Annotated in this window: 15 protein-coding genes; 8 read left to right on the top strand and 7 right to left on the bottom strand. The window is 71.1% G+C overall.

Annotation, left to right across the window (positions count from 1 at the left end; translation table 11 throughout):
• Nucleotides 1-131 precede the first annotated feature (131 nt).
• The 5 genes from lpdA (at nucleotide 132) to ACWC24_RS23965 (ending at nucleotide 5,761) form a co-directional block, all read left to right on the top strand.
• Complete coding sequence (gene lpdA, locus ACWC24_RS23985) at nucleotides 132-1,544, top strand: dihydrolipoyl dehydrogenase (protein ID WP_450664908.1); 1,413 nt, start codon at nucleotides 132-134, stop codon at nucleotides 1,542-1,544.
• A 160-nt stretch (nucleotides 1,545-1,704) separates the two neighbouring features.
• The gene (locus ACWC24_RS23980) at nucleotides 1,705-3,171 is read left to right on the top strand and encodes a hypothetical protein (RefSeq protein WP_450664907.1); all 1,467 of its coding nucleotides are present in this window, start codon (nucleotides 1,705-1,707) and stop codon (nucleotides 3,169-3,171) included.
• On the top strand, nucleotides 3,168-3,665 hold the full coding sequence (locus tag ACWC24_RS23975) for a DUF7144 family membrane protein (protein ID WP_450664906.1): 498 nt from the start codon (nucleotides 3,168-3,170) through the stop codon (nucleotides 3,663-3,665). Before ACWC24_RS23980 ends, ACWC24_RS23975 begins: the two co-directional genes overlap by 4 nt.
• 123 nt (nucleotides 3,666-3,788) lie before the next feature.
• A complete protein-coding gene (locus ACWC24_RS23970; RefSeq protein ID WP_450664994.1) occupies nucleotides 3,789-5,258 on the top strand; it encodes an AlkA N-terminal domain-containing protein in 1,470 nt (489 codons plus the stop codon).
• 20 nt (nucleotides 5,259-5,278) lie between these two features.
• The gene (locus ACWC24_RS23965) at nucleotides 5,279-5,761 is read left to right on the top strand and encodes a methylated-DNA--[protein]-cysteine S-methyltransferase (RefSeq protein WP_450664993.1); all 483 of its coding nucleotides are present in this window, start codon (nucleotides 5,279-5,281) and stop codon (nucleotides 5,759-5,761) included.
• Here the strand turns inward: ACWC24_RS23965 and ACWC24_RS23960 are convergent.
• Nucleotides 5,758-6,498 carry an SIR2 family NAD-dependent protein deacylase gene (locus ACWC24_RS23960; RefSeq protein WP_450664905.1) on the bottom strand — a complete coding sequence of 247 codons (741 nt, stop codon included), beginning with the start codon at nucleotides 6,496-6,498 and terminating at the stop codon, nucleotides 5,758-5,760. The genes ACWC24_RS23965 and ACWC24_RS23960 overlap by 4 nt on opposite strands.
• A 123-nt stretch (nucleotides 6,499-6,621) precedes the next feature.
• Between ACWC24_RS23960 and ACWC24_RS23955 the strand changes: the two genes are divergently transcribed.
• Nucleotides 6,622-7,521 (top strand): phosphotransferase family protein, encoded by a 900-nt coding sequence (locus tag ACWC24_RS23955; protein WP_450664904.1) that lies wholly within the window; start codon nucleotides 6,622-6,624, stop codon nucleotides 7,519-7,521.
• A gap of 10 nt (nucleotides 7,522-7,531) precedes the next feature.
• On the opposite strand, the gene ACWC24_RS23950 is transcribed toward ACWC24_RS23955, so the two are convergent.
• The 4 genes from ACWC24_RS23950 to ACWC24_RS23935 all read right to left on the bottom strand — a co-directional run bounded on the left by ACWC24_RS23950 (nucleotide 7,532) and on the right by ACWC24_RS23935 (nucleotide 12,639).
• On the bottom strand, nucleotides 7,532-8,707 hold the full coding sequence (locus ACWC24_RS23950) for a hypothetical protein (protein WP_450664903.1): 1,176 nt from the start codon (nucleotides 8,705-8,707) through the stop codon (nucleotides 7,532-7,534).
• A 152-nt stretch (nucleotides 8,708-8,859) separates the two neighbouring features.
• The gene (locus ACWC24_RS23945) at nucleotides 8,860-10,920 is read right to left on the bottom strand and encodes a restriction endonuclease (protein ID WP_450664902.1); all 2,061 of its coding nucleotides are present in this window, start codon (nucleotides 10,918-10,920) and stop codon (nucleotides 8,860-8,862) included.
• A 322-nt stretch (nucleotides 10,921-11,242) separates the two neighbouring features.
• Nucleotides 11,243-11,908, bottom strand: coding sequence for a hypothetical protein (locus ACWC24_RS23940; protein WP_450664901.1), 666 nt, complete (start codon nucleotides 11,906-11,908; stop codon nucleotides 11,243-11,245).
• A gap of 137 nt (nucleotides 11,909-12,045) precedes the next feature.
• A complete protein-coding gene (locus ACWC24_RS23935) occupies nucleotides 12,046-12,639 on the bottom strand; it encodes a DUF4291 domain-containing protein (RefSeq protein WP_450664900.1) in 594 nt (197 codons plus the stop codon).
• Nucleotides 12,640-12,949: 310 nt separating this feature from the next.
• Between ACWC24_RS23935 and ACWC24_RS23930 the strand changes: the two genes are divergently transcribed.
• Nucleotides 12,950-13,930: a hypothetical protein gene (locus ACWC24_RS23930; RefSeq protein WP_450664899.1), complete on the top strand. Its 981-nt coding sequence runs from the start codon at nucleotides 12,950-12,952 to the stop codon at nucleotides 13,928-13,930.
• A 73-nt stretch (nucleotides 13,931-14,003) separates the two neighbouring features.
• Here the strand turns inward: ACWC24_RS23930 and ACWC24_RS23925 are convergent, their stop codons facing one another.
• Entirely contained in the window at nucleotides 14,004-15,098 is a 1,095-nt protein-coding gene (locus ACWC24_RS23925) for an ADP-ribosylglycohydrolase family protein (protein ID WP_450664898.1), read from the bottom strand.
• Nucleotides 15,099-15,313: 215 nt separating this feature from the next.
• Here ACWC24_RS23925 and ACWC24_RS23920 point away from each other — a divergent pair, with 215 nt between their 5' ends.
• Nucleotides 15,314-16,432, top strand: a complete 1,119-nt coding sequence (locus ACWC24_RS23920) for a glycerate kinase (RefSeq protein WP_450664992.1) — start codon at nucleotides 15,314-15,316, stop codon at nucleotides 16,430-16,432.
• A 155-nt stretch (nucleotides 16,433-16,587) separates the two neighbouring features.
• Here the strand turns inward: ACWC24_RS23920 and pssA are convergent, their stop codons facing one another.
• On the bottom strand, nucleotides 16,588-17,406 hold the full coding sequence (gene pssA, locus ACWC24_RS23915) for a CDP-diacylglycerol--serine O-phosphatidyltransferase (protein ID WP_162468798.1): 819 nt from the start codon (nucleotides 17,404-17,406) through the stop codon (nucleotides 16,588-16,590).
• Nucleotides 17,407-17,423 lie beyond the last annotated feature (17 nt).

Raw genomic sequence — 17,423 nt, 5'->3', positions numbered from 1 at the left:
GGAACGGGGCCGGGACGAAACAATCCGTGAGGCGCGGGGGCAGACCTCACCGCCCGCTCCGGCCGACGTGCCGTTCCGGCGACGGTACGACGGGCAGTACGAAGAGACCCAAGACCGAAAAGGAATTCCTCATGGTCGAGCAGGACGATCGCTTCGACGTCGTGGTCCTCGGCGCGGGCCCCGGCGGCTATGTCGCCGCGGTGCGCGCGGCCCAGCTGGGCAAGCGCGTCGCCGTCGTCGAGGAGAAGTACTGGGGCGGCGTCTGCCTCAACGTGGGCTGCATCCCCACCAAGGCCCTCCTGCGCAACGCCGAACTCGCGCACATCGTCACCCGTGAGGCCAAGACCTTCGGCATCAAGGTCGACGGCGAGGTCTCCTTCGACTACGGCGAGGCGTTCCGGCGCAGCCGCCGGGTCGCGGACGGCCGGGTCAAGGGCGTGCACTACCTGATGAAGAAGAACAAGATCACCGAGTTCGACGGCCGCGGCACCTTCCTCGACGCGCACACCCTCCAGGTCGCCGGGTACGACGGCGAGGTCCGTACGATCGGCTTCGATCACTGCATCATCGCCACCGGCGCCACACCCCGGTTGCTCCCCGGCACCCGCCGTACGTCCAGGGTGGTCACGTACGAGGAGCAGATCCTCGCCGAGGACCTGCCGCAGTCGATCGTCATCGCGGGCGCCGGCGCCATCGGCATCGAGTTCGCCTACGTCCTGCACAACTACGGCGTGCAGGTCACGGTCGTCGAGTTCCTGGACCGTGTGGCGCCCCTGGAGGACGTCGAGGTCTCGGCCGAACTCGCCAAGCAGTACCGCAAGCTGGGCATCGGCGTGCTCACCTCGACCCGGGTCGAGTCGATCGACGAGTCGGGCCCGCAGGTCCGGGTCACGGTCACCGGCAGGGACGGCACCCAGCAGGTACTGGAGGCCGACAAGGTCCTCCAGGCGATCGGCTTCGCGCCCAACGTCACCGGCTACGGCCTGGAGAACACCGGGGTGCACGTCACCGAGCGCGGTGCCATCGACGTGGACGGCCGCTGCCGTACCTCCGTGCCGCACATCTACGCCATCGGCGACGTCACCGCCAAGCTGATGCTCGCGCACGCCGCCGAGGCGATGGGCGTGATCGCCGCCGAGACGCTCGCGGACGCGGAGACCATGGAACTGGACTACGTGATGATCCCGCGGGCCACCTACTGCCAGCCGCAGATCGCCAGCTTCGGCTATACGGAGGCCCAGGCCCGCGAACTGGGTTACGACGTGAAGGTGGCGAAGTTCCCCTTCACCGCGAACGGCAAGTCGCACGGCCTCGGCGACACCACCGGCTTCGTGAAGCTGATCAGCGACACGAAGTACGGCGAGCTGCTCGGCGGTCACCTCATCGGCCCCGACGTGACCGAGCTGCTGCCCGAGCTGACCCTGGCCCAGCAGTGGGACCTCACCGTCCACGAGGTCGCCCGCAACGTGCACGCCCACCCGACCCTCGGGGAGGCGGTCAAGGAGGCGGTGCACGGCCTGGCCGGACACATGATCAATATGTGAGCCGGGGCTCCGCGCCCCACCTCGCACCCCACCCCGCGACCCGCTCCACGGCCCTGCGGGCCCGTTCACCCGGACGGCCCGCAGGGCTCGCCGTCGCCGCTCGGGCGGGATCTCCTTGCATCCACCGGACCCGCAGCACCGATGGACGAGGGAGGCCGCCATGCCGGACAGTCCCGCCTCCGGCCCGGACCCGTCCGACCGGGGTGGACCCGGCGGGGGTGGCCCCGACCCCGGTGGACCGGGCAGGGCCGGATCCGGCCGGGACGGACCCGGCCCGGACGTCTCCCACGCCGAACTGGACAAGCTGCGCTCGCGGATCGCGGCGCTGGAGGCGGGACGGTCCGCCCCGCCCCCGGCGCACCACCGGACGCGCGCGTTCGTCGCCACCGTGCTGATCGTCCTCGGTTGTCTGCTCGCCCCGCTGGGCGTGCTCGCCGCCTGGACCTCCAGCGTCGTCGGCGACACGGACCGCTATGTGCAGACGGTCGCCCCGCTCGCCTCCGACCCCGACATCCAGAACGCCGTGGCCACCCGGGTCACCGACGCCGTGATGCAGCACCTCGACCTGCCCGCACTGCTGGAAGGGGCGGCTCCGGCCCAACGGCCCCTGCTGGAGAAGGCCCTGGGCAAACTGGGCAACTCCCTGGAGGGCGCGGTCAGCAGCTTCGTGCACGACAAGGCGAAGGCGGTCGCCGCCTCCGACGTCTTCGCACGGATCTGGACCGAGGCCAACCGCAGGATCCACAGCAGTCTGGACAAGGCGCTGACGGGCAGCGGCGGCGGCGCGGTGAAGCTGGAGAACGACGCGGTCACCATCGACCTCGCCCCGGTCGTGGACCAGGTCAAGACCCGCCTCGTCGACTCGGGCATGACGGTCGCGGGGAAGATCCCCGAGATCCACACGAACATCACCGTCGTCCAGTCCAAGGACATCGGCAAGGTCAAGACCTACTTCCGGCTGCTCCAGATCGCCGGTGACTGGCTGCCCGTCCTCGCGGTGCTGCTGGTCGCGGCGGGCGTCCTGCTCGCCGCCCACCGCCGCCGCACGCTGATCGTCGCGGCCCTCTGCTTCGGCTTCGCCACGCTCCTGCTGGGCATCGCACTGACCGTCTTCCGGGTCGTGTACCTCGACCACCTGCCGAGCGGTGTCTCACAGCCGGCCGCCTCGTCCGTGTACGACGCGCTCACCCGCTTCCTGCGCACCTCGGTCCGCGCGGTGGTCGCCCTGTGCGTGGTGATCGCCGTCGCCTCCTGGCTGACCGGACCCCAGCGCCACGCCGGTCTCGTACGGCAGCTCTGGCACTCCGGCATCGGCGCGGCCCGCACCACCGCCGACCGCGCGGGAATGCGTACGGGGCCGGTCGGGCCGTTCGTGCACCGCTTCCGCGTCTGGATCACCTGGATCCTGGTCGCCGCGGCGGTCCTGGCGTACGTCCTGTGGTCGTACCCGACCGGCTGGGTCGTCATCGGCCTCGCTCTCGCCCTGCTCTTCGCGCTGTGCGTCGTCGACTTCCTGGACGAGGCGGACGCGGGGCGGGCACCGGCCGACGGGGGACCGCCGGCCAAGGGGGGACCGCCGTTCGGCGGGGGACCGCATCAGGGGGGACCCGAGAGGACGACCGCATGAGCCAGGATCCAGTCCACCCCACCGGCGACCCGAGCGGCGGCCCCGGCCGCGGCCGGGGCGACGACATCGGCACCGCCTGGAACCGGCCGCCGGACGGCACCGCCGAGCCGCACGAGCGGGACAGCTGGGTCAGCGGCGGCGTCACCTTCGCCGGTGTCCTGATGCTGTGCAGCGGTGTGCTGTCCGCCCTCCAGGGCATCTCGGCGATCGCCCGGGACGACGTCTTCGTCCGTACCGGCGCCTACGCCTACGCGCTGGACCTCACCGGCTGGGGCTGGATCCATCTGATCATCGGAGTGCTGCTGGCCGTCACCGGCGGAGGCCTGCTCAAGGGCATGGCCTGGGCCAGGATCGCGGGCATCTGCTTCGCCGCGCTCAGCCTCGTCGCGCAGTTCCTGTTCCTGCCGTACGCGGTCTTCTGGCCGATCACCATGATCGCGATCGACCTGTTCGTGATCTGGGCGCTGCTCTCCCGCCAGGAGGGAGCGGGCTGACCGGCCGGCACTCCCGGCCGGCCCGGTGATCCGCGGACGTCCTGCCCAGCCGACGCTGATGTCGGATTCCCGCCAGCCCCGGCCCGTCCCGTGCCGGATGCTGGACACATGCCGAACAACGGGATGCACACCGACCGGGCACGCTGTGTACGCGCCGTCCAGTCCAAGGACGCGCGCTTCGACGGCTGGTTCTTCACCGCCGTCGTGACCACCCGCATCTACTGCCGGCCCAGCTGCCCGGCCGTGCCGCCCAAGCCCGAGAACATGACCTTCCACCCGAGCGCGGCCGCCTGCCAGCAGGCCGGCTTCCGGGCCTGCAAGCGCTGCCGCCCCGACACCAGCCCCGGATCCCCGCAGTGGAACCAGCGCGCCGACCTGGTCGCCCGCGCCATGCGGCTCATCGCCGACGGCGTGGTGGACCGCGAGGGCGTACCGGGCCTGGCCGCCAGGCTCGGCTACAGCTCCCGCCAGGTCGAACGCCAGCTGCTCGCCGAACTGGGCGCCGGACCGCTCGCCCTCGCCCGCGCGCAGCGCGCCCAGACCGCCCGGCTGCTGATCGAGACGACCGCGCTGCCCATGGCGGAGATCGCCTTCGCCGCCGGGTTCTCGTCCATCCGCACCTTCAACGACACCGTCCGCGAGGTCTTCGCGCTGGCCCCGAGCGAACTACGCGCCCGCCGCCCGGGTACGACGACCGCCCTGACCCCCGGTGTCCTCGTCCTGCGCCTGCCGTTCCGTGCCCCGCTCAACCCCGACAACCTCTTCGGCCACCTGGCGGCGACGGCCGTACCGGGGGTGGAGGAGTGGCGGGACGGCGCCTACCGGCGCACGCTGCGGCTGCCGTACGGGCACGGCATCGTGGGGCTGGCCCCGCGGCCCGACCACATCGCCTGCCGCCTCACCCTCAGCGATCTGCGCGACCTGCCCGTGGCCATCAGCCGCTGTCGCCGCATGCTCGACCTGGACGCCGACCCGGTCGCGGTCGACGACCATCTGCGCACGGACCCGGTCCTCGCGCCCCTGGTGGACAAGGCCCCGGGGCGGCGGGTCCCCCGTACCGTGGACGAGGCGGAGTTCGCCGTACGGGCCGTGCTCGGCCAGCAGGTCTCCACGGCCGCCGCCCGCACCCACGCGGCCCGGCTGGTCACCGCGTACGGCGAACCGGTCGACGACCCCGAGGGCGGCCTCACCCACCTGTTCCCGTCCCCCGAGGCACTGGCCGGCCTCGACCCCGAGACGCTGGCGATGCCCCGCACCCGCCGTACGACCTTCACCACCCTCGTCACCGCACTCGCCGAGAAGTCGATCCACCTGGGCATGGAGGGCGACTGGCAGGAGACCCGGGAGCGCCTGCTGGCCCTGCCCGGCTTCGGCCCCTGGACGGTCGACGTCATCGCCATGCGCGCCCTGGGCGACCCCGACGCCTTCCTCGCCACCGACCTCGGAATCCGCCGCGCCGCACAGGAGTTGGGCCTGCCCTCGACCTCGGCGGCGCTGACCGCCCGCGCGGCGGCCTGGCGCCCCTGGCGGGCCTACGCGGTCCAGTACCTCTGGGCGACGGACAGCCACCCGATCAACTTCCTGCCCGCTTAAGGACATCCACCATGAGCCCCATCAGGCACCACACCGTCGTCGACAGTCCGTACGGCCCCCTCACGCTCGTCGCCGACGACGGCGTGCTGAGCGGCCTCTACATGACCGAGCAGCGCCACCGCCCGCCCGAGGAGTCCTTCGGCACGCACGACGCCACCGCCTTCGGTGCGACCGAGGAACAGCTGGAGGCCTACTTCTCGGGCGAGTTGAAGGAGTTCACCCTCGAACTGCGCCTGACCGGAACGCCGTTCCAGCAGACCGTCTGGGAGCAGCTGCGCGCCATCCCGTACGGCGAGACCCGTACGTACGGCGAACTGGCCGACGCCCTCGGCAACCCCAAGGCCTCCCGCGCGGTGGGCCTGGCCAACGGCAAGAACCCCGTCGGCATCATCGTCCCCTGCCACCGCGTCATCGGCGCGAGCGGCGGTCTCACCGGCTACGGCGGCGGCCTGGACCGCAAGCAGCGCCTGCTGGACTTCGAACGCGGAACGGCCCTGTTCTAGGCCCGGTCGTCCGCACCGGCGAGCTCGCGCAGCAGCGCGGGCAGCGCCGTACCGATCGGCTCCCGTACGACCTCGTCCGCGATCTCGTCGTACGGCGTCGGCTCGGCGTTGACGATGACCAGCCGTGCCCCGTGGTCCGCGGCGACCCCCGCGAGCCCGGCGGCGGGCTGCACCTGGAGGCTGGTGCCGACGGCGATGAACACCTGGCAGGCCTTGGTGATGGCGAGCGCGTCACCGAGCACGACCGGGTCGAGGCGCTCGCCGAACATCACGGTGGCCGACTTGAGGATCCCGCCGCACTCCAGGCACGGCGGATCGTCCTCACCCGCCTCGACCCGGGCCAGGGCGTCCTCCATGGACCCGCGCACATGACACTTCGTGCACACGAACTTCCGTGCGGTGCCGTGCAGTTCGACGACCTTGCGGGCGGACAGCCCGGCGAGCTGATGCAGCCCGTCCACGTTCTGCGTGATCACCCGCACCGGCACCCCGGCCCGCTCCAGCTCGGCGACGGCGAGGTGCGCCGCGTTCGGCTCGGCCGTCAGCGCCCGGTTCTTGCGCCGCATCTGCCACGACCGCCGCCGGATCTCCGGATCACCCATGTAGTACTCGTACGTCACAAGCTTCTCGGCCTCGGGATCCCGCCGCCACAGCCCGTTGGGGCCGCGATAGTCCGGGATACCGGAGTCCGTGGAGACGCCGGCACCGCTGAGGATGGCGACGAGGGGCTTGTTCATGGGGCTGAGGGTAAGACGCTTCCCCTCGCGGGGCGAATGGATATTCAGGGGCCCGCGCCGACGGTCGCGCGGTCACCCGACGACCACTGCCGGCCTCGTGCGACCGATTGATAAAGTCGGCGGATGACCAGTCGCAGCCGCGACCGCGTCGCGGTTGTCCGCAGCGTCGTGGCCACGCACATGCTCGACCGTCGGATCGAATCCGTCGTGCCGCTCGGCGAGGGACTGGACAACCTGGCGTACGAGATCAACGGCGAGCTGATCGTGCGCTTCAGCAAGGAGCCCGACCCGGCGAGGCGGACCGCCCTCGTGGGCCGAGAGGCCCGTGTGCTCGCCGCCGTCGCCGAGATCTCGCCGCTGCCCGTCCCCGAACCGACGTTCACGGTCGCGGAGCATGGATGTCTGGCCTACCGCAAGCTCCCCGGTGTGCCACTGCTGGACATGCCGCTGCATCAGCGATCGCTCCACGCCACGTCCATCGCCGCCGCGCTCGGCGAGCTGCTCACAGCGCTGCACGCCGCTCCGGTCGATCGGTTCGACGGTCTGGTGGACGTGGACCACCAGCCGCCGGCCGAGTGGCGGCATGAAGCCGCGGAGCACTACGTGGCGGTGGCCGGGCGGGTACCGGCGGCGCACCGCCGGTCCGTCGAGGCGTTCCTGGAGGCCGCACCACCGGACGACGGACGCACCCCGACGTTCTCCCACAACGATCTGGGAATCGAACACGTTCTCGTCGACCCGGCCACATGGACGGTGACCGGCGTCATCGACTGGAGCGACGCGGCCGTCGTCGATCCGGCCCACGACTTCGGACTGATCTACCGCGATCTCGGCCCCGCCGCCGCCCGCGCCGCCGTCGACAGCTGTCGAACCGACGCCGACGACCTCGCGGCGATCGGCGAGCGTGCCGTGTTCTATGCCAGGTGCAGCGTCTTCGAGGACCTCGCACACGGCATCGAGACGGAACAGGACAAGTACGTCGACAAGAGCCTTGCCGCGATGGAATGGCTGTTCCCGCCGTGACCGCCTCCGCTCAGCCTGACAGCGGGACGCAATCACGCACGACCTTGCGCGCCAACGCCTGTCCGGGAAGGCGGAGTTCGTCCTCGATGCGGTTCCGGTCGGGTTCGTCGAGCGCGATCGTCGCGCTGTGTCTCGGAGCCCGGGTCAGCCGATCCATGCGCAGGGTCTCGGACGGGAGGCCGGCGGTGCCGGCCGCGGCACCGCCGCCCTCGGGATCGGTGGCTTCGCCACGGCCCCGCTGTTCGCGCAGGCTCTCGGCACAGCGGGCGGCCTTGTCCCAGAGTTCCTCCGGTGCGGCCGTCGCGGAGCGGTCGCCTGTGAGCGTCCGGGCCCGGATGGCCAGGCGATGCACTTCCAAGCCGACCGCGCGCGCCAGGTCCCGGTCCAGCAGTGCGGCGACGGCGGCCTCGGTGGAAGCCGTACGGGCGGCCACGTCGTCCGCGGCGAACTCGGCACGGCGTGCGACCGGCAGGGTGAGCCGGCGCAGCAGGCGGGCCGTCGCGGCCACCGCCGCCCTCGGGATCGCGAGCGCCCACTCACTCGTCCAGGTCCGGGCGTTGAAACGTGCTGCGCCCGTTGCCACTTTGCCCGCTTGCCAGGAATGGGCGGGGACGCTTGATCTGACGTACGGGTTGGTCCTGGCGCGCATCGTCCGGGCCGCAGCGTCAAGGGACTTGAGTGCGGACCCGACGAACGCGTCGTCCCGGAGATCGTGACCGGCGAGGTGCCCCAGAGCGTGGGCTATGGCGGCGATCGACTGCTGGGTGGGTCCGGCGGCCCAGAGCGGGAGGCCGAGGACGAGGCACCGCTTGCGGCGTACACCGTAGCGCGTGACGGTCACGGCGAATTCCGGACCGAGTTGGATCGAGTCGAGGCGTCGCGCCCCGGTCGCGTCCGCCATCCGGTCCAGCAGACCGAACAGGACCGGGGCGTCCGCGTGCCGCAGCGTGGGCAGTTCGGCATCCAGCCTGCCGGGGCGCGGGCACAGCGGAAGCGCCAGGCCCAGCAGTATCAAACCCAGCATCGGCTGAACCACCGTGCGGAACCCGAGCACGATCAACAGCACGCCACCGATGAGCAGTCCCGCCGTCACGAGATGGACGACGGCGGCGACGGCGTACGCGGCAACAGTCGCCCACCTGACCAGGGCAGGGCTTTCGGGTGGAGTCTGCCGGACACGATCCATGGGGCCCCCTTCGGCGATGAGCGCCCGGTGTCGCTCAGGCGTGCGTAGAGCTGACCAGCACGACGGCCGCCGGACAAGCGGTCTGAGCAACATCTGAGCTCCGAGCTCCGCGTGTGGCGTCGCCGGCCCGGCAACTCCGGCCCCGGGTGGAGCTACTCGACTTCGATGCCGAAGTCCTGGACGAGTTCTTCCAGGCCGCCCGGGTAGCCCTTGCCGCCCAGGACGAAGTCCCAGTCCCCGTTCGCCCTTCGCCGGAAGGAGCCGAGCACCAGGGCGGTTTCGTTCGGCCGGCCGTCGGAGACGTCCAGACGTCCCAGTTCGGCCAGCCTCGGGTCGAGCAGGCGGATGCAGGCGTCCGTGAAACCGGAGAGGTCGGCGTCCGGGTCGGTGTCCGGGTCGATGGCGGCCACGAGCACGAGCCGGTCGGCGTCGTCGGGCAGTCCGTCGAAGGACACACAGATCGCGGCCTTGTCGGGTGCGGTGGCGGGGAGAGCGCGCACCGAACCGTCCGGAGTCCGCGGGTTGTTGTAGAAGACGAAGTGATCGTCACTGAGGACCCGGTTGCCGCGGCAGACGAGAGCGCACACGTCCAGGGCGACGCTCCCGGTCCACGCCATGCCCAGGATGTTGTATTCGTCCGGCAGCCGAGTGTCCGGCACGGACGGCGTCGGCTGTGCCGCGACCTGCCGACCGCCTTCGCCGAGCCGCCCACGCAGCCCATGGCGATGCAGCAGGTCCACGAGTTCGGCGCCCGAGACGAGTTCCAGCGGCTTGCCGTTGGCGAAGGCGTGCGAGCCGGGGCCGAACCCTGACGTCGTCACCAGGACACCCTTGTTCGCACCGGCGTCCTGCACGGTTCCGTACAGGTCACGCACAGCGGTGGGCGGCACCGTGTTGCGGTAGCGCTTCACCTGCACGACGATCTTGCCGCCCCGGATCGGTGTCGGATCCAGGGCGTCGACGTCCACACCGCCGTCGTTGGAGCGCTGCGTGGTCACCGCCTGCATCCCCATGGCGCGGAAGAGATCGGCAACGAGATCCTCGAAGGCGATCGGGTCCATGGCGAAGAGGTCCGGTCCCTCGTCGCTGCCGTGGGCGGCGACGCGGCTCCCGACGTCCTGCGGCCGCCTGCTCGGCCGTACCGGTGCGAGTTGGTCCGGCCGGGGCGAGAGCTGCCCGCGCAGACCGTCGGCCAGACAACTGCACGCGTCGACCTGCGCCAGGTGCAGGTCACGGAACGAGGAGCGCGAGGCCATGACGGTCGCGAGGAAGATCTGGCCCGGCCGGCCCGTCGTGGGGTCGTGCCCGTCGACGAAGCCGTTCAAAGTCACCGATTCGAGCGCGTCCAGCTCGTCCGCGGCGAACAGCTCGTGCAGGACCAGCAGCATGCACTGAGCCAGAACCTCCCTGTACAGAGCGCGGCGCTGGCCCACCGGGCGGGGAGTCTCCTTGTCCTGGTCGGCCCCGACCAGGTACCGGACGGCCTTGGCCTCCGGCACGATGCCGTAGGCGGGCAACTCCCAGTCCAGCACCAACTGCCGGGCCGCGGGGTCGTAGGCCGCTGCCACCTGGCGCGGGAAACCCTCCGGCCAGGCCGTCGAGGCGTAGAGGGCGGCAGAGAAGTACTCGATCACCGAGTCGGCGTCGCGGCGCCTCACGCCCTCGGTCGTCGCCACGACGCCGGCGTTGTGGCGACGTACATCGGCCAGCTGAGCATCGACCCACCGCTGGTACTCCCGCCGGTACGCCGCCAACTGCTGCTGCCGGTGGGCCTCCGCGGCTTGCGCCGCCTGCCGGTCCCGCTCGAAGCGTGCTCGTGCCTCGGCCTGCGCCTGGGCCCGGCGACTCGCGGTCCAGCCGTTCTGCGTCTGGTAGTGATCGAAATCCGGCATGGGCACCGGCTGCGCCAACGGCCCTGGGGCGAAGGGCTGGACCTCCTCGGGCCGCAGGAGAGCGGCGGCCCTGAAGGCCGGGGCCCGGCAACCCGCGGCAAGAAGACCTTGCAGCGACGCGACCTGCGCGTCCAGCTCCTCCGTACGCCGTAGAGCCTCCGCCTGCCGGTAGTCGCGGTGACTCTGGGCAGCTCGCCGCTGGTACGCCCGCGCCTGCTGTTCCTGCTGTCTCCGCTGTCTGGCTTCGGCCTCCCGTTGACGCTGCTGCTGCCGTTGCATCTCAGCCCAGACGCCGACAAAACCAGTGGAGCGACGACTCATGTGCTGCAGGCCCTCCCCAGGACGTTGGCAGCCGAAAAGCACCCTGGTCGTCCCCACAACCAGTTGTGACGAGACGACTCTAGCCAGCAATCACCGTCTCGCAAATCCACTCGTCGAAGGAGATACGGTCGCCTCATCCCCGCAGGTCAACGTGACCGGAGGGTAACCAGGACGGAAGCCCGGGCCGGGGCCCGCTGGCAGCGCGTTCTGTGCTCCGTGCGAGGAGCGGGCACAGGGGTGACTCGCGGGCGTCGTACGGGGGGCGATCCGGGCGACGATGATCAGCGGTGCGCGCAGTCACCTTCGTCTCGGGCAAAGCCGATCATCTGTCCGTTCTGCCGAGTTCCCGGGGCGAGGTGGTGAACCTCCGCCAGACCGGGGCGTGGTGGTCGACGCCGAGGAAGTTCTGGAAGTCCCAGTAGACGCCTCCTTCAAGGCGGCCGTACCCGTCGCTCGGACGGACGGGGCTGTTGAGAGGGTCGTGCTCGTTCTCCCAGTCGATGTCCGCGTACTTGGGGTCGTCGATGCTGTAGTGGGTCAGATAGCCCCGTGCATGCTCGATGTCCAGGTCCAGAGCCGGGAACTGGGCCAGCAGGAGGTCGGGGCGCCCCTGGCACGGAAGATCGTCGAAGAACGGACCGATGATGCCGGTCTCCTGCTGGAACTGGTCGATCGTTCCGCCGTGGTGGAACAGTTCGCAGCCCCAGAAATCGTCGTCGTAGATGAAGACCAGCAGGCCCGGGCAGTCGTAGGCGCGTGAAACGTGAAGCTGGGCGCGCCGGCGCAGGACCCACTCCCAACCTCGGGTCCATTCCAGCACGGTCCAGTCGCCGCGCCGCTCGTGCAGGGCGTAGGAATCGAGGTTGACGTCGTGGACGTTCTTCAGATCGAGCGTGTGCTCCTCTTGGTGCCAGAACTCCTCCAACGCTGCGTACACCTGCTCGTGGTCGACGCCGTAGAACAGGTTGACGCGCCTGAACGTGCCCATGTGTGCCCCCTGAGGCATGTGGTCGGCGCTGCTACGCACCTATGAACTGCGAGAACGCGTCTGTGGAGAACGCCCGGCCGAGCCGGTGCTGCCATGAGTCCCCCGTGCAGCCGCGGTATGTCGAATGAGTCGGCCCGTCATCCCTGTAGACGGGCGAGGAGTTCGCTCCCGAGGGAGTAGGGGCGTTCCTGAGGCAGCAGTCGGGTGGCGGAGTCCAGGTCGCCGTTGCGGACCAGTGCGTGGATCTCGTGGGCGAGCGGGGTCACGTCGCGCATGGAGACGGTCCATTCGTCCGCGTAGCGCCGTACGGCCTCACCGGACAGCCCGAGTTGCAGGGACCGGTGGGGCAGGGGCTTGAGGTGCAGGTCCCGCTCGGGATCCCACTGCACGCGAGCGGGCGAGCGCTTCAACTCCCTTTTCCAGGCTGCCCGGTCGGGGTGCAGGCCGCGAACGTAGCTCGACAGGCAGGCGTGGCGCAGCGCCCATTCGAAGCCCTCGCGGGTGATCTCGACGGCGAGGACCGTCTCCTGCCCCGCTTTGGTACCCCAGCCGCAGCGGTACATCATCCATGTGAAGCTCGGTTTGATCCACGTCATGCGATTTCGCCGCCACGTGGAGGGAAAGCGGCCGTTGCGGGCGGCGGGGCCGCCGAGTTCAGGGGCGTACGCCTGGTAGACGGTGATCGTGGATGCCGTGTGGAGTGCGCGGATCTGTCGGTGCGGTTCTTCCATGGCGTACAGCGTGGGGTCGGCCTGTTTCAGGTGGCCACCGATTTTCGACCGCTGTTCGCCGTGAACGACCGGGGGTGGCCGCGCCGCCGGTGAGCCGCTTCTCGGGGGCAGGCCGAACTCGCGGGGCTGCAACGCCTGTTCGACGGCGACCGTGCGAGGTACAACCCTTTCGCGGTTTCGTGAGTCTTCGTCAGCGCGATCACGGTGTGATCGCGCTGACGAGGAGACGATCATCATCGCCATACGCAAGACCCTGACCGCCACCGCAGTTGTCGGTGTCGTCCTGGCGGCTTCGGCCGCCTGCGGCACCGTGGAGCAGCTCACCGCCGGGCAGAAGCTCGACGACGCCTTCGAGAAGCTCGGCAAGGAGAAGGCGATCTCCTTCGAGTTCGATCTCGACACCGACGCCGCGAGCCTGAAGGCGTTGGACGCCACGTCGGACCCGGTGGCCGGGGAGGGGATGTCCGACGACGTCGCCGAACTGTTCAGTGGCGTGAAGGCCAGTGTCACCGTGCAGTCGAGGAAGCCGATCGGGGAGTCCGGGGAGAAGGACTACGTCGGCATGGCACTGAAGCTCAGCAACAAGGACGGCGACCTCACCGAGTACCGGGTCGTCGGCGACTACACCTACATCCGCTCCGATGTGAACGCCGTCAGCAAGGCGATGGGCTTCCCCGCGCCGTCGGCGAAGGACCTGCCCCCGGAGGCGAACGGGCTCAAGAAGATGCTCCAGGGCGAGTGGGTGAAGATCAACACCAAGGAGATGCAGGAGGGCACCGCCGGGATGGGAGCGGTGCCGGGTGCGAAGCCCGCGCCGGAGACCACCCTCGACGCCAAGACGCAGAAGCGACTGCTGGAGGCACTGCGCGGGACCATCGCCCGCGAGGTCGACTTCAAGACGGTCGACGGCAAGGACGGCGCCGAGCACATCACCGCCACCGCTCCGTTCCGTACGCTGATCACGAAGCTCTTCGGGGAGATCCGGCCGCTCGCGAAGAACCTGCCGGCGGGCATGGAACTGCCCACGGACAAGGACCTCAAGGACGCCCCGAACGCCAAGGTCACGGCTGACTTCACACTCAAGAACGGTGAGTTGACCGAGGTCTCCGTCGACCTCGCCAAGCTGGCCGAGAACGCGAAGGTGAAGAAGCTGGGTCTGGTGATGCGGATGAGCGAGGGCCGGACGCCCACGGCCCCGGCCGGTGCCACCGAGCTGGACATCGAAGACCTCCTGGGCGGGTTCGGCGCCGCGATGATGGACCAGGACGCCTTTTCGGAGGACGCGGCGTAGGTGAGGGTCCAGGTCTGTGGACGTGGCTCGGCCCGCGTCGCCGAGCGGCGTTCACGGACCTCGTGCGCGGTTCTCACCGCGTGGGAGCCTGGGAGAAGCCCGATGCTTCGGTCAGGCGCAGGGTGCGGGCCGCGAGGTCGGTGATCCTGGCGCCGTCGAAGCCGAAGACCGCGCTGCGGACCGTGTCGTGCAGCGGGTCCTTCCACCGGGCGGGGATGGCGTCCGCCCCGGTCAGCACACCGGCCACCGAGCCCGCCGTCGCGCCGTTGGAGTCGGTGTCCAGGCCGCCGCGCACGGTCAGCGCGACGGTCCGGGTGAAGTCGCCTTCCCCGTACAGCAGCCCGGCGGTCAGGACGGCCGCGTTCGGGACGGTGTGGATCCAGCCGAGGCCCGCGGTCTCCTCGGACAGCGTGGTGAGGGTGTCCGCCCAGCCCAGCCGGGTCTCGTGCAGCGAGGTCACCCGGCGCACGGTCCGCGCGAGGCGGCTGCTCGCCGGGATCACCGTCAGCGCGGTGTCCACGGCGTGCCGCACGCTGGGCGCCGTGAACGCCGCGGCGATCAGGGCCGCCGCCCACATCGCCCCGTACACGCCGTTGCCGGTGTGCGACAGCACCGCGTCCCGGCGGGCCAGGGCGGCGGCGCGCTGCGGGGCGCCCGGGCAGGTCCAGCCGTAGATGTCGGCACGGATCAGCGCGCCGATCCACTCCTGGTACGGGTTGTCGTACGTAGCCGTCAGCGGCGGCTTGAGTCCGTTCGCGAGGTTGCGGTACGCGGCCCGCTCGGCGGTGAACGTCTGACGGTACGGCAGCCGCAGCAGCCACAGATCGCCGACCTGCTCGGTGCTGAAGCCGAAGCCGTGGGTCTCCAGCAGGTCGAGGCCGAGGATCGCGTAGTCGACGTCGTCGTCGCGGCAGCTCCCGTCGATGCGGCCGCGGACACAGGCGCGCCACTCGGGGCGCAGCCGCACCGCGTCGTCCTCGCTCGCCGGCTCGGGGAGGTAGTCGGTGAGCGGCAGGGCGCCGGCCCGCCGCAGATAGCCGTCGATACGGTCCCGCGTCCACAGGTCGCCCTGCTCGACCGGCTTGCCGAGCATGTTGCCCGCGATCCGGCCCAGCCAGCCGCCGAGAACGCGGTCGGCGAGCCGCGGCCCGTTGCCCACAGAGGTCATGGCTTCGGTCTACCCGATTCCGGGGACGGCCGCTCGGCCGCGCGCGGCGTCCGGCACAGCGGGCTGCCGGCGGATTCCCAGGGTTCGGGCGGGGCATGACGGCGGGCGTGCGCTGCGGTTAAGGTCGCAACGGCGCGACTGGCCCCGATGTGCACGGGCCCGGAGAGCAAGGGGAGTTCGGCGTGGCGGACGCAAGCGTGGACAACACCCGGCGGGTGCTTGTCGCCGCGGACAAGTTCAAGGGGTCGCTGACGGCCGTGGAGGTCGCCGAGCGGGTGACGGCCGGGCTGCGCCGGGTCGTGCCGGACCTGCGGGTCGAGGCGCTGCCCGTGGCCGACGGCGGCGACGGCACCGTGGACGCGGCGGTCGCCGCCGGGTTCGAGCGGCGCGAGCTCCGGGTCGCCGGCCCCCTCGGACAGGAGGTGACGGCCGCGTTCGCGCTGCGCGGCGACACCGCGGTCGTGGAGATGGCGGAGGCGAGCGGGCTGCAACGGCTGCCCGCGGGTGTCTTCGCCCCGCTCACGGCATCGACGTACGGCTCCGGGGAACTGCTGCGCGGCGCGCTGGACGCGGGAGCGCGGACGATCGTGTTCGGGGTCGGCGGGAGCGCCACCACCGACGGGGGCGCCGGGATGCTGTCCGCGCTCGGCGCGCGCTTCCTGGACGAGGAGGGCGAGCCGGTGCCGCCCGGCGGCGGTGGGCTCGACGGCCTGGCGCGGGCGGACCTGTCGGGTCTGGACCCGCGGCTGGACTCGGTGGAGCTGGTGCTCGCCAGCGACGTCGACAACCCGCTCACCGGCCCGAAGGGCGCGCCCGCGGTCTACGGTCCGCAGAAGGGGGCCTCCCCGGACGACGTGGAGGCGCTCGACGTCGCGCTGGCCCACTACGCGAAGGTGCTGGAGGCGGCGGTCGGTACGCGCGCCGCCGCGCACGCGGTGGCGCCCGGGGCGGGGGCGGCGGGCGGTGTCGGCTACGGTGCGCTGCTGCTCGGCGCGCGGTTCCGGCCCGGCATCGAGGTGATGCTCGACGTCCTCGGCTTCGCGCCCGCGCTGGAGCGGGCCGACCTGGTGATCACCGGTGAGGGTTCGCTGGACGCGCAGACCCTGCACGGCAAGGCGCCGGCCGGTGTCGCGGCGGCGGCCCGCGCGGCGGGCAAGGAGGTCGTCGCCGTGTGCGGCCGGCTCGCGCTGCCGCCCGAGGCGCTCGGCCGGGCCGGGATCCGGCGCGCGTACCCGCTCACGGAGATCGAGCCCGACATCGCCATCTGCATCTCCGAGGCGGGCCCGATCCTGGAACGCCTGGCGGTCCGGATCGCCACCGACTTCCTGACCTGATGCCCCCGGTGGTCGCCCTGGTGGTCGTCTGCGGCCGGTGGGGCTCGTTCGCGCAGTTGCCCGCACCCCTGAAGGGGCGCGGGGAACACAGAGAGAGGGGCCCCGGGTCGGAAGACCCGGGGCCCCTCTCTTGTCCGGCCGAACCCGGCGGAGCGCTACGGCAGCTGCGCCGCCCGCGCCTCGCGCCGGTTGTCGCGGAAGTTGTTCACCCGGCGGGCCGTGGCGAACAGCGGGATGACCGCGCCCATGACCAGCTGGAGCGCACAGCCCGTCTGGAGCAGCATCTGGCCGCCGGGGGCGTCGAAGGCCCAGGCCGCCAGCAGGCCCATGCTCAGCACGATCCAGACGAGCACAGCTCCGGCGAGCCGGCCGCGCGGCTTCGGGTACTCGACGCGGCTGACCATCAGCCAGGCGGTGCCCAGGATCGCCAGCAGCGTGGCCACGAAGGGGAGCTCCAGCAGGACGATCGAGACGACCGTCAGCGCGCCGAAGGGGCTCGGCATGCCCTGGAACATTCCGTTCTTGACCGTCACGCAGGAGAACCTGGCGAGCCGCAGGACGACCGCCAGCAGCACCACGATCGCGCCCACCGCCGCCACGCGCTGGTACGCGTCGTCCGCGACCATGCCGTAGACGAGGACGAAGTAGGCCGGCGCCAGGCCGAAGCTGATCAGGTCGGAGAGGTTGTCCAGCTCCGCGCCCATCGGGGAGGAGCGCAGCTTCCTCGCCACCAGGCCGTCGAAGAGGTCGAAGACCGCCGCGCACAGCATCAGGATGACGGCGGTGGCCGCGCTGTGGCGGGCCATGCCGGATTCCTGGCTGCCGGTGAGGTGCGGGATCAGGATGCCGGTGGTGGTGAAGTACACCGCCATGAAGCCGCACGTGGCGTTGCCGAGCGTGAGCGTGTCCGCTATCGACAGGCGGAGAGAAAGAGGCATCTCCTCCTCGTCGTCCACCTCGTCGGCCTCGGGCACCCAGCCTGCCTGGGTCT

The sequence above is a fragment of the Streptomyces sp. NPDC001443 genome (genome assembly GCF_053597355.1).
This window is presented reverse-complemented; position numbering and strand designations above follow the sequence as displayed.

Coding starts and splice junctions, on each gene's coding strand:
- lpdA (WP_450664908.1), top strand. CDS start 132: ATGGTCGAGCAGGACGATCGCTTCGACGTCGTGGTCCTCGGCGCGGGC.
- ACWC24_RS23980 (WP_450664907.1), top strand. CDS start 1,705: ATGCCGGACAGTCCCGCCTCCGGCCCGGACCCGTCCGACCGGGGTGGA.
- ACWC24_RS23975 (WP_450664906.1), top strand. CDS start 3,168: ATGAGCCAGGATCCAGTCCACCCCACCGGCGACCCGAGCGGCGGCCCC.
- ACWC24_RS23970 (WP_450664994.1), top strand. CDS start 3,789: ATGCACACCGACCGGGCACGCTGTGTACGCGCCGTCCAGTCCAAGGAC.
- ACWC24_RS23960 (WP_450664905.1), bottom strand. CDS start 6,498: ATGAACAAGCCCCTCGTCGCCATCCTCAGCGGTGCCGGCGTCTCCACG.
- ACWC24_RS23955 (WP_450664904.1), top strand. CDS start 6,622: ATGACCAGTCGCAGCCGCGACCGCGTCGCGGTTGTCCGCAGCGTCGTG.
- ACWC24_RS23950 (WP_450664903.1), bottom strand. CDS start 8,707: ATGGATCGTGTCCGGCAGACTCCACCCGAAAGCCCTGCCCTGGTCAGG.
- ACWC24_RS23945 (WP_450664902.1), bottom strand. CDS start 10,920: ATGAGTCGTCGCTCCACTGGTTTTGTCGGCGTCTGGGCTGAGATGCAA.
- ACWC24_RS23940 (WP_450664901.1), bottom strand. CDS start 11,908: ATGGGCACGTTCAGGCGCGTCAACCTGTTCTACGGCGTCGACCACGAG.
- ACWC24_RS23935 (WP_450664900.1), bottom strand. CDS start 12,639: ATGGAAGAACCGCACCGACAGATCCGCGCACTCCACACGGCATCCACG.
- ACWC24_RS23925 (WP_450664898.1), bottom strand. CDS start 15,098: ATGACCTCTGTGGGCAACGGGCCGCGGCTCGCCGACCGCGTTCTCGGC.